The organism is Radicibacter daui, from assembly GCA_030657355.1.
Lineage (GTDB): Bacteria > Pseudomonadota > Alphaproteobacteria > Radicibacterales > Radicibacteraceae > Radicibacter > Radicibacter daui.
This window is the reverse complement of the sequence record CP131056.1, coordinates 476,766-487,972: the sequence shown is the minus strand read 5'-3', so window position 1 is coordinate 487,972 and position 11,207 is coordinate 476,766. Positions and strand designations below refer to the sequence as shown.

Below are 11,207 nucleotides of genomic sequence, written 5' to 3'. Positions count from 1 at the left end.
GGACGCAGGTTAAAACCGTCATAAGAGACAGCAACAAAAAGAAACCGGCGACCCGAAAGCCGCCGGTTTCTTTTAACCTGCCGACCGCCCTTTTCAGAAGGTCAGTCGGAAAGCTTGCGCGACCGGTCGGCCGCGGCCCTGAGCGCACGGTCGAACAGCGGCTGAATGCCATTGGAAGCGCGCAGCACTTCCAGCGCGGCTTCGGTGGTGCCGCCCGGGCTGGTCACATTGCGGCGCAGCTGGGTGATGCGCTCATCGGACTGGCGGCGGGCAAGTTCGCCGGCGCCGGCCACGGTCTCACGCGCCAGATCCATTGCCAGCTCCAGCGGCAGGCCGAGGCGCACGCCGGATTCGGCCATGGTCTCGATCAGCTGGAACACATAGGCCGGGCCGCTGCCGGAAACGGCGGTAACGGCATCCATCTGGCTCTCGTCGTCAATCCAGGCAACCTTGCCAGCCGCGCGCATCAGCACGCTGCTTTCATCCCGATGCGCCTCGGTGACGCTGGCATTGCCGCACATGACGGTGATGCCGCGGCCGATGGCTGCCGGGGTGTTGGGCATGGCGCGCACGATGGCAGCTTCGCTGCCGAGATGCTTTTCGAAGAAGGCGATGGTCTTGCCCGCGACGATGGAGACGAAGAACGTCTCCGGCCGCACGAAGCGCTTGTAGCGGTCGATGACGCCCGGCAGCACCTGCGGCTTGACGGCGAACACCACCACCGACGGATCGACATCGTCCGGCACCGCGTCGAAATCGGCCACCTGCTTGATGTTCGGCAGATCGGTCAGGCCCGCGGGCAGGCCGAACGGATCGACGATGGTGACGCGATAATCCACATCGCGGTCGAGCCAGCCTTTCAGCAGCGCCCCACCCATCTTGCCGCAACCGACCAGAAGCAAATGTGCCGGCATCGTAACTCAGGCCTCCCCAACGGTATCAAGTACAGCAGCGGCGATGGCTTCCTCGGCCGTCTTGCCGCCCCAGATGACGAATTGCACGGCGGGGAAATAACGCTCGCACTCGCTGAGCGCGATCTCCACCAGATCCTCAAGCTGCTCGAGGCTTACCATCGGCACGCCGCGCAGAAGCATGGTGTAACGGAAAAGTGGCGTATGTTCGGTCGAGCAGATGTCGAAATGGCCGAGCCAGAGCCGCTCGTTCATGGACACCAGCAGTTCGTTGAGCGCCGGGCGGCGCGCATCGGGTACCTTCATGTCGAACTGGCAGGCGAACTGCATGCCCGAATTTTCTTCGTTCCACATGAAAAACAGGCGGTAGTCGCACCAGCGCCCCTGGATATCGACCACCATCTGGGTATCCGTCACCCGGTCGAACGTCCATTGATTGGCTGCGACGAGCTCCTCCACCGAATCAAGCGGATTGAACCCCGCATCGATGGATTCGAACGTGACCGTCTCCATAACCCGAAACTCCACGGCCGGGGCCAGCTTTTCCGCCGATGCCCGCACAGCCTTCTCTCAAGACGAAGCGCCCCCCGCGCCCCGTTTGCCAAACAAGTGCGTGACCCTGCCAGAAGGGCCGGCAGGCCGCAAGGCGGGCAAAGGGGGAAGGCAAGATTTCCCCGGTTCCGTGCCGGCCGCTTTGACCGGCGTTCAGGCGATCAGGACTTGGCGGCAGGCTTGCGGCGACGTGCCGGTGCGGCCGGCGCGGCCGCAGCCGATGTAGCGGCCAGCTTTTCTTCCAGTGCGGCGATCCGGGCGGCCAGCACCTCCTGCTCCTCGCGCGCCTTGATGGCCATGGTGCGCACCGCCTCGAACTCCTCGCGCGGCACCAGATCCATATGGGCCAGCATGCGCTCCATGCGGGCACGGATGATCTGCTCCAGCTCCTGCCGCGCGCCGTTGGCTGCGCCCACCGCGCCGCCGACCAGGCGGGCCAGATCATCCAGGATTTTGCTTTCGGTCTGCATCTCGATCATCCTTATCCCAAGGGGCCGGCCCTTGTGGCCGCCCCTGCCTTGCCGGGAATCTGACGGGGCAGGGCCCCAGCCCGTCATCATACCCCCAAATGCCGCCGATGGGCAGGAACGCCTGCCAGCCGGCAAAGGTTGCCAGAGTGCGGCGGCGAAGGGCTGCTGCCCGGGCGCGCGACTATGAACCACGCCTCAATCTCCCGGCAAGGGGCTGGCGCGCCATTGCGGCCACCCGCCCCCCACCCCTATAAGGACCGCTTGAGGGGCGGGGGAACCTTCTGCCCTTTTTCGACCTAAAATCGATCCGGTGTTGTCGCCGGGACGCCGGCCGGGGGCCGGGCTCCCTGAATGGCACCCGCTGGCGGAGCCTTTTACCCGATGCCTGGCCTTCCCTATCCCGACATCGACCCCATTGCCTTCCATCTCGGCCCACTGGCCGTGCGCTGGTACGGGCTTGCCTATCTGGCCGGTTTCGTCCTCGGCTGGCGCTATGCGATCTCGCTCGCCAAACGCGGCGCCAATTTCATCGGGGCGCCGAAGGTCTCCGACATCGACGATTACCTGACCTGGATCGTGGTTGGCGTCATCCTCGGCGGGCGGATCGGCTACGTGCTGTTCTATAACCTCTCCTTCTATGTCGTGAATCCGCTCGACATCTTCATGGTCTGGCATGGCGGCATGTCGTTCCATGGCGGGTTCCTCGGCGTGGCGATGGTGACTTTCCTCTTCTCCCGGCGCCGGGGCATCGCGCCGCTGGCGCTGGCAGACCTTGCCTGCGCCGCCGCCCCCATTGGCCTGTTCTTTGGCCGGATTGCCAACTTCATCAATGGCGAGCTCTGGGGCCGCCCGTGGGACGGGCCGTGGTCGATGGTCTTTCCGGGCGACAAGGACCATCTGCCCCGTCACCCCTCGCAGCTTTATGAGGCGGCGCTTGAAGGGATCGTGCTCTTCAGCGTGCTGGCGCTGCTGGCGCGGGTACCGGCAGTGCGCCGTCGGCCGGGCGTGCTCTCGGGCATCTTCGTCATCGGTTATGGCCTTGCCCGTGTGGTGGTGGAGCATTTCCGCCAGCCGGACGCGCAGCTCAACTATCTGGCCTTCGGCCTGACCATGGGCCAGATCCTGTCGCTGCCGATGATTGCCGCCGGCGTGGCACTGGCCGTCTGGTGCTGGCGCCGGGGCCTTGCCCCGCTGAGCCCGGCCGAACCGGTTCCGGCAACCCCGGAGCCGGCACGGTGAGCGAGCCGAACGGGCTGCTGCCCGTTCTGGCGGACCGTATCCGCCGCGAAGGGCCAATCAGCGTTGCCGACTACATGGCGCTGGCCCTCGGCCACCCGCAGTTCGGTTACTATATGAGCCGCGAACCCTTCGGTCGTAGCGGCGACTTCATTACCGCGCCGGAAATCAGCCAGATGTTCGGGGAGTTGATTGGCCTGTGGGCGGCGCAAGTCTGGCTCGATCTCAGCAGCCCCGGGCAGTTTGCCCTTGTCGAACTCGGTCCCGGCCGCGGCACGCTGATGGCGGACATGCTGCGTTCTACTGCCCGCGTACACGGCTTTGGCGCGGCAGCTCAAATTCATCTGGTCGAGATGAGCCCGGCCTTGCGGGCGCGGCAGAAGGCGGCACTGCCGGATGCCACACCGCACTGGCACGACGGCATTGATACGCTGCCGGGCAACCTGCCGCTGCTCATCATCGCCAATGAGTTTTTCGACGCCCTGCCGATTCACCAGTTGCTCCATGGACCGGCAGGCTGGCGGGAGCGGGCGGTCGATTTGACCCCGGACGGCACACTCTGCTGGGGCAGCCAGCCGGCCCCACAGGCGCTCGTCGCCAGTGTATCGCCGGCCCGCAGCGCCGCGCTGGCGGCAAGCCATCCGGCGGCAGCGCCGGCGATTGTCGAACTTTGCCCGGCCGGTGCCGCAATTTCGCACGAGCTTGCAGGCAGGCTCGTGCGGCAATCCGGTGCCGCACTCTTCATTGACTATGGCTATGCCGATGCAGCGGCGGTGGGCGACAGTTTTCAGGCGCTCGCCGCCCATCGTTTTGCCGACCCGCTGGCCGAACCCGGCCACGCTGATCTGACCGCCCATGTCGATTTTGCCGCTCTGGCCGAAGCGGCAACCAGCGCCGGAGCCGTGGCCTATGGCATTGGCACGCAGGGCGGTTTCCTGCAAGCGCTGGGGCTGGAAACCCGGGCGACGCAACTGATGGCAAGGGCCGACGAGGCCGGACGGCGTGCAATTGCCGAGGCGGCCACCCGGCTTGCCGACGTGCAGCAGATGGGCCACCTGTTCAAGGTGCTGGGACTTGCCGGAAGTGGGCTCAAGGCGTTGCCGGCCCTCACCCTTTATCGCCCGGGCTGACAACGCCCGGGGCGCCCCCCGGAACCATCGACCACAATCCAACCGAAAACGAAAGGCTGCCGCAGATGACCACCGCTCTGGCCCATGCCACCGACCCGGTACTTGCAGGCCTGCCCGGCATTCGTCACGCCTTCTGCGGCAAGGCCGGCGGTGTCAGCGGCGGCATTTATACCAGCCTCAATTGCGGGCTCGGGTCCGATGACGATGGCGCGGCAGTGACGGAAAACCGCGCCCGGGTAGCGGCCCTGATGGGGGTCCAGCCCGACCGGCTGCTGACCGTGCACCAGTGCCACAGCGCCGATGTCGTGACGGTAACCGCCCCCTGGGAGGCCGGCACGCCACTGCCACGGGTAGATGGCATGGTTACGCGCACGCCGGGCATCGCCCTCGGCGCGCTCGCCGCGGACTGTGCGCCGGTACTGCTGGCAGATGGCAAGGCCGGCGTTATCGGGGCGGTGCATGCCGGGTGGAAGGGTGCCATCGGCGGCGTAACCGACAGTGCAATTGCCGCCATGGAGGCGCTCGGAGCACGGCGCAGCGACATCGTAACCTGCGTTGGCCCCTGTATCGGCCCTGACCAGTATGAGGTGGGGCCGGAGTTCGAGCAGAACTTCCTGGCCGAGGACCCGGCCAGTGCCCGCTTCTTCCGCCCCGGCACCCGTGAAGGGCATCCGCTGTTCGATCTGCCGGGTTATGTGGTGGCCCGGCTGCAGCGGGCTGGCGTGGCGGCGGCGCGCTGGTGCGGCCTTGGCACGCTGGGGGCGGATACCCACTTCAGTTATCGCGCCAGCCGCCGGCAAGGCCACAGCGATTACGGGCGCAATATATCAGTTATATCTCTTTTTACGTGATATTGCAGTGCAGCAATTTTCATATTGACGGCGGGATGCCTCGCGCTCATAGTGCCCTCAGATCAAATTGTGCATTGCACCAAAGCGCCGCGCCGCAGGGGCCAACGGCACCCGCAAGCACGAGCGCAAAGAAAGGGATAAGGACATGACCGCCACCAACCCGTTCCTCGATATCGATTTCACCAAGCTCATGGCTGACTTCAAGGTTCCGGGCGTCGACATGAACGCCCTGGTGACCGCCCAGCGCAAGAACATCGAAGCGCTGACCCAGGCCAACCAGCTTGCCTTCGAAGGCGTGCAGGCCGTCCTGCGCCGCCAGACCGAAATCTTCCGCCAGACCATGGAAGAAGCCAATGTCATGCTGCGCGAACTGATGGCCGCCAGCGCGCCGGAAGAGAAGGTTGCCAAGGAGACCGAACTCCTCAAGGCCGCCTTCGAGAAGGCGCTCGGCAACATGACCGAGCTGGCCGAGATGGTTTCCAAGTCCAACAAGGAAGCCGCTGACGTTATCAGCAAGCGCGTCGTCGCCAGCCTCGATGAGGTCAAGACGCTCGTGACCAAGCTGAAGACCGCTTCCAAGTAAGTCTTCGCTGTCCCGGGCCTGCGGTCAGCCGCAGGCCCGGGGTCTCGGCAAAAAAGAAACCCGCCCGCGGCAGCCGCGTGGCGGGTTTCTTTTTTGCCCGCGTCACTGCAGGGCCCGTGGCCGCCAGCCTCTGGCCGGGGCAACCCTATGCACGTCCGGACAGATGCGTTATTAAACAAAGGGCGGATTTATTTTAAAATTACATAATCTGGGGGCGAATAATGTCCGTCACCGAAGCCCAGGCAGGGCGCGATCTTAGCTGGCAGGAGTTCGAAAGAGTCGAACTGCGTGTCGGCACGATCATCCGCGCCGAACCTTATCCCGAAGCGCGCCGGCCGGCGATCAAGCTGTGGCTGGATTTCGGCCCCGAGATCGGTGAGCGGCGCAGCTCGGCCCAGCTGACCCGGCATTATACGCCCGAAACCCTGATCGGCCGGCAGGTCGCCGCCGTGGTGAATTTTCCGGCCAAACAGATCGGCAAGTTCGTCTCCGAATGTCTGGTCGTCGGTTTTCCCGATGAGGCGGGCGAACCGGTTATCCTGTCACCCGGCCGGCCAGTGCCGAACGGAGGCCGTCTCTTCTAGAACACCCGGAACAGAGTGTGGCGGCCGGCGACCTACAGCCGGCACCCGCACAAGGACCTCGCATCGCCGTGACCAGAACTCCCCACCCACCGCAGAGTCGGCTCCAGACCGACCCGCTTGCCGTCAGTTCGATCGAGGACGAACTGCGGCGCCGGATATCGCGCATCGAGACGCAGCTGGGGTATGACGCGCCGGAGCTGATTGCTCCGCTGCTGGAACAGGCAAGTTTTCTGCGCAATGTCGACCGGGCCGGCGAAGCCGCCGCCGCCGCCGCACAGGCACGCGCGCTTGCAGAGGCGATTCATGGCCTCGACAGCCCGCTGGCCGCCCAGGCGCAGGCAGTAATGGGGCTCTGCTTCTTCAATCTCAACCGGCTGGACGATGCCGCCGCCTGTCTGGACCGGGCGATTTCCGGACTGATGCGCCAACCCGGATCGGATCCGACATTGCTGGCCGAGGCGCTCAATGCACTGGGGGTCTGCCTTGGGGCGGAAGGCGACCATGCCGCCGCGCTCAGCTATTTCCGTCAGGCCATCCAGCTGACGGAGAGCCGACCGAACCCCGACCGCAGCCGCTTGTCGACCTGGCTGGCCAATCTCTCCAGCGCCCATGTCGCCATGGGTGAGGTAGCACAGGGGCGCGCCGCGCTCGACCGGGCCATCGCGATGCGCGAAGCCATCTTCGGCATCGACGATCCGCGCACGCAGAAGCTGCGCGAAAGACTGGAAAAGCTCTAAAGGGCCGAGCCCTGTCTTCTTCCGTTCAGGGAGGGGGCGGCAGCATGTCCTGCAGCAGCCGGCGTGATTGCTCGACCACCTGCCGGACATCGGCGTGGAGCTCCATCTCCGCCAGCATCGCGGCGTCCGCCCAGCAGGCGGCGTCGATATCGTCCTCGGCCATCGCCTCACCGGAAACCCAGCTCGCCGCCACATCCACCAGTGTGTAGTGGAACTGCACCCGGTCCGCCTCGTCCCGCACGATCTTGTCGAAGGCGCTGACGACGGCGACCGGCTCAATGACGAGGCCGGTTTCCTCCGCAACCTCGCGCCGGGCGGCCTCGAACAGGCTCTCGCCCAATTCCTGCGCCCCGCCGGGCAGCGACCAGGAACCCAGCTCGGGCGGGCGTGCACGCCGGACCAGAAGAACGCAGTTGTCCTTCCAGACGATGACGCCCACACCCACCCAGGGCCGATCGGGATATTCGCGGCTCAACAGGCTCTCCCTATGCGCATCCTGCGCAGGACCAGAGCCTTAATACATATGCTGGCCACCATTGATCGACAATGTGGAGCCGGTGATGAAGCCGGCATCGTCGGCGATGAGGAACAGTACGGCGCGGGCAATCTCATCCGCCTTGCCGAGACGGCCAACCGGAATGCGCGCGATGATCTTTTCCAGCACCGCCTCAGGCACAGCGCGGACCATATCGGTATCGATATAACCCGGAGCGATGGCGTTGACGGTGATACCTCGGTTGGCGGTTTCCTGCGCCAGCGCCTTGGTGAAACCATGGATGCCGGACTTGGCGGCAGCATAGTTTACCTGGCCATACTGGCCGGCCTGACCGTTGATGGAGCCGATATTGACGATACGGCCAAAGCCACGGCCGCGCATGCCGTCGATCACCGCCCGGCTCATGTTGAAGCAGGAGCCGAGATTGGTATCGATCACCGCCTGCCACATGTCGTGATCCATGCGGTGCATGGTGGCATCGCGGGTGATGCCGGCATTGTTGACGACAATATCCACCGGGCCGAACTCGGCCTCGATCTCGCCGATAGCCTTGGTAACGGCCGCAAAATCCGCCACGTCGAACTTGCGGGCCGGAATGCCGGTGCGCTCGGTAAAGGCAGCTGCCTTTTCGTCATTGCCGGCATAGTTGGCCACCACCTGGTAGCCTGCATTCTTGAGCGCGACGGAAATCGCCTCGCCGATACCACGGGTACCACCGGTAACCACCGCCAAGCGTGCCATGCCTGCCTCCCTTATCGTGATGTCCTGACCTGGACGTTATGATTCCCTGGCGGGGCAGCCTTGCCGGCTGCCCCCGGAAATCTATTCAGTTGATCTCTTGTTCCTCAGCGTTCCACGCACAGGGCAATGCCCATGCCGCCACCGATGCACAGCGTGGCGAGGCCCTTGTGCGCATCGCGGCGCGCCATCTCATGCAGCAGGGTAACGAGCACGCGTGCGCCCGAAGCCCCGATGGGATGACCAAGCGCAATGGCGCCGCCATTGACATTGACCCGCGCCGGGTCCCAGCCGAGGTCCTTGTTAACAGCCAGAGCCTGGGCGGCGAACGCCTCATTCGCCTCGACAAGATCGAGATCGCCAACCGACCAGCCGGCCTTCTTGAGCGCGCTGCGGCTGGCGGGAATCGGACCGGAGCCCATTACCGCCGGCTCGACGCCGCAGGTGGCCCAGCTGGCAATGCGGGCGAGCGGCGTGATACCGCGGCGCGCTGCTTCCGCAGCCGTCATCAGGATAACACCGGCCGCTCCGTCATTAAGGCCGCTGGCATTGCCCGCCGTCACGCTGCCTTCCTTGGAAAAGGCCGGGCGCAGCTTGGCGAGCGCCTCGATCGTGGTGCCATGGCGGGGATGCTCGTCACTGTCGACAACCACATCGCCCTTGCGGGTGGAGATGGTCACCGGGACGATCTCGTCCTTGAACTTGCCGGCCTTCTGCGCCGCCTCGGCCTTGTTTTGCGACGCAAGGGCGAAGGCATCCTGCTCATCGCGGCTGATCTGCCAGCGCTCGGCCACGTTCTCGGCGGTGATGCCCATGTGATAGCCGTGGAACGCTTCCCACAGGCCGTCCTTGATCATGGTGTCGGTAAGCTCGAGGCTGCCCATCTTGGCGCCGGAGCGCAGGAAGGCGCTGTGATGGGCAAGGCTCATGCTCTCCATGCCGCCGGCAATGACGATACCGGCCGCACCGGTCTGGATCGCCTGCATGCCGAGCGCCACGGTGCGCAGGCCCGAGCCGCAAACCTGGTTGATGCCGTAAGCCGTCTTGTCGGTGGGGATGCCGGCATTGACCGCTGCCTGGCGGGCCGGATTCTGGCCCTGGCCGGCAGTGAGGACCTGGCCCAGCACCACCTCGTCGACCTCGTCCGCCGCCACGCCCGAGCGCCTGAGCAGCTCGGTGATCATCACCTTGCCGAGATCATGCGCGGGCAGGCTGGAAAGGCCCCCGGAAAAACTGCCAATCGGCGTACGGGCCGCACTGGCAATGACGATATCGGACATTCGATTTCTCCCCGGGGATATGGGCCCTGGCCGGAACCGCTGATGCCTCAACCGTAGCGGGTACCGGCAGGCTGTCGATGATCTGCGTCAAGTGACCGGACAACTCAAGCACAGGCGGCGCGCCGTGCCAACCGTCGGGGCAGTCACGAGGCCGTCATAGTGACGAGCCAGTCGCGCAAGGGTTGCCAAACCCAGCCCGGCGCCTTGGCACTGACCATCATGCCGATATGGCCGAGCGGCGGTTCGATGAGATCGCGGCGCGGCAGGGCCGAAGCCAGCGCCAGCGCGCTGGCCGGCGGCACGATGCGGTCGGCGGAAGGCACGACCACGAGGGAAGGCTGCGCCAGCTTTCCGGCGACAACGGGGCAGCCCGCCACCTCCCACTTTCCAGTGGCGGGCGTATTGGCGCCCCACCAACCGGCAAGGCACTCCCCGGCAACGCGGGCGACGAGCGGCACGCCGTCATTAAGCCAGTCCTCCACCGCCACAAAGGCGCTATCGGGCCGGCCTTCAGGCGGCGGTTCTCCGGCTTCTGCAGCAGCGAATCGCGAAAACTTGCGGGCAGCGAGCAACGGATCGAGCGCGGTGAAAAACAGCTGCAGCATGTCGGTGGGCATCGCCCCCCAGGCCGAAAGGGCAGGTGCCAATACGGCATGCAGTGCCGCCATCTGCCGTCCGGTCACCCCATCGTCGGCCACATAAAAATCCCAGGGTGTGGCGAGGAAGACGAGCGCCGAGATGGCGGCCGGCTCCAGCGCCGCAAGGCCGGCAGCCAGCAGGCCGCCCATGCAGTAGCCGATCACCGGCACCGGCCCGCCCGCCAGGGTGCGGGTAACAGCCAGCGCCCGGGCAAGCCGCCCGGCCACATAATCATCGAGTCCGAAGTTGGTCTCGGCTGCACCGGGAACACCCCAGTCCACCAGCAAAGGACGCAGGCCGGCCCCGGCGAGGAAGCGCAGGAAAGAGCGCTCCGCCATCAGATCCAGCACATAGGCCCGGTTGATGAGCGATGGCACGATGAGGAGCGGCCGCCCGCCCTCTGCCCCATAATCGAGAAGCCGGGTTGACCCCTCCTGCCACAGCACCGGCGCCGCCTCCGGAGGCCGGTGCCAGGGATGGGCCCGATAGCGGCTGACGCCGGCCATCATGCGAGCAAGGCGGCGCACGCCCTCGGCAGCCAGCGCCGCTTCTACCGCCTCTGCCGGATAGTCAGCCAGCTTTCGGGCGACGGCCTCCAGATCGCTTGCCTGCGCGCCCTTCCAGGGCGGCGAGCCTTGCTTCCACTGCGTCCAGGCGGCCGGCGAGCCGAGCCAGGGCATCGCCGCCAGCCCCAGATGCAGCCAGAGCGGCCGTGGACCCAGCCTTGCTGCTGGCGGTTTCTCCTGCGAAATCGGCGTCGGTGCCGGCGTCCGCTTGCCTGTCATGCGTTCCACTCCCGCCGCCGGTACCGGCACCCGTCTTCTGCCCCGATCTGCTTTCACCCGCGCCGGCAAGTGCCGCTATCATGGCGCTGGCAGCCCCGCTCCACATCGCCGTCAACCGTGTCAGCGTCTCGGCGGTTTCGGGATCGGCAAGGTTCGCCGCCACCTGGTCCTGCCAGAGATCGACAAACTCGCGGGCAAGCCCGGCCAGCTCCGCA

The 11,207-nt window shown here is 65.7% G+C and carries 13 protein-coding genes; 6 read left to right on the top strand and 7 right to left on the bottom strand.

What is annotated here, in order from left to right:
• Positions 1–101: 101 nt before the first annotated feature.
• From proC to QTL98_RS02325, 3 genes are all read right to left on the bottom strand, one after another.
• Positions 102–914 (bottom strand): pyrroline-5-carboxylate reductase, encoded by an 813-nt coding sequence (gene proC, locus QTL98_RS02335; RefSeq protein ID WP_445680626.1) that lies wholly within the window; start codon positions 912–914, stop codon positions 102–104.
• 6 nt (positions 915–920) lie between these two features.
• Entirely contained in the window at positions 921–1,424 is a 504-nt protein-coding gene (locus QTL98_RS02330) for a type III secretion system chaperone family protein (RefSeq protein WP_445680625.1), read from the bottom strand.
• A 200-nt stretch (positions 1,425–1,624) separates the two neighbouring features.
• Entirely contained in the window at positions 1,625–1,933 is a 309-nt protein-coding gene (locus QTL98_RS02325; protein WP_445680624.1) for an accessory factor UbiK family protein, read from the bottom strand.
• 381 nt (positions 1,934–2,314) lie between these two features.
• Between QTL98_RS02325 and lgt the strand changes: the two genes are divergently transcribed.
• The 6 genes from lgt to QTL98_RS02295 all read left to right on the top strand — a co-directional run bounded on the left by lgt (position 2,315) and on the right by QTL98_RS02295 (position 7,054).
• On the top strand, positions 2,315–3,172 hold the full coding sequence (gene lgt / locus QTL98_RS02320; protein WP_445680623.1) for a prolipoprotein diacylglyceryl transferase: 858 nt from the start codon (positions 2,315–2,317) through the stop codon (positions 3,170–3,172).
• Positions 3,169–4,299, top strand: a complete 1,131-nt coding sequence (locus QTL98_RS02315) for a class I SAM-dependent methyltransferase (RefSeq protein WP_445680622.1) — start codon at positions 3,169–3,171, stop codon at positions 4,297–4,299. Before lgt ends, QTL98_RS02315 begins: the two co-directional genes overlap by 4 nt.
• A gap of 65 nt (positions 4,300–4,364) precedes the next feature.
• Positions 4,365–5,150 (top strand): purine nucleoside phosphorylase YfiH/LACC1 family protein, encoded by a 786-nt coding sequence (locus tag QTL98_RS02310; protein WP_445680621.1) that lies wholly within the window; start codon positions 4,365–4,367, stop codon positions 5,148–5,150.
• Positions 5,151–5,295: 145 nt separating this feature from the next.
• Positions 5,296–5,733, top strand: a complete 438-nt coding sequence (locus QTL98_RS02305) for a phasin family protein (RefSeq protein WP_445680620.1) — start codon at positions 5,296–5,298, stop codon at positions 5,731–5,733.
• 221 nt (positions 5,734–5,954) lie between these two features.
• Positions 5,955–6,317, top strand: coding sequence for a tRNA-binding protein (locus tag QTL98_RS02300; RefSeq protein ID WP_445680619.1), 363 nt, complete (start codon positions 5,955–5,957; stop codon positions 6,315–6,317).
• 68 nt (positions 6,318–6,385) lie between these two features.
• Complete coding sequence (locus tag QTL98_RS02295; protein WP_445680618.1) at positions 6,386–7,054, top strand: tetratricopeptide repeat protein; 669 nt, start codon at positions 6,386–6,388, stop codon at positions 7,052–7,054.
• A 25-nt stretch (positions 7,055–7,079) separates the two neighbouring features.
• Here QTL98_RS02295 and QTL98_RS02290 read toward each other — a convergent pair whose 3' ends face one another.
• The 4 genes from QTL98_RS02290 to QTL98_RS02275 form a co-directional block, all read right to left on the bottom strand.
• On the bottom strand, positions 7,080–7,529 hold the full coding sequence (locus tag QTL98_RS02290; protein WP_445680617.1) for an NUDIX hydrolase: 450 nt from the start codon (positions 7,527–7,529) through the stop codon (positions 7,080–7,082).
• A gap of 39 nt (positions 7,530–7,568) precedes the next feature.
• The gene (gene phbB / locus QTL98_RS02285) at positions 7,569–8,291 is read right to left on the bottom strand and encodes an acetoacetyl-CoA reductase (RefSeq protein ID WP_445680616.1); all 723 of its coding nucleotides are present in this window, start codon (positions 8,289–8,291) and stop codon (positions 7,569–7,571) included.
• Positions 8,292–8,395: 104 nt separating this feature from the next.
• Positions 8,396–9,568 carry an acetyl-CoA C-acetyltransferase gene (locus QTL98_RS02280; RefSeq protein ID WP_445680615.1) on the bottom strand — a complete coding sequence of 391 codons (1,173 nt, stop codon included), beginning with the start codon at positions 9,566–9,568 and terminating at the stop codon, positions 8,396–8,398.
• 143 nt (positions 9,569–9,711) lie between these two features.
• On the bottom strand, positions 9,712–10,992 hold the full coding sequence (locus tag QTL98_RS02275) for an alpha/beta fold hydrolase (RefSeq protein ID WP_445680614.1): 1,281 nt from the start codon (positions 10,990–10,992) through the stop codon (positions 9,712–9,714).
• Positions 10,993–11,207 lie beyond the last annotated feature (215 nt).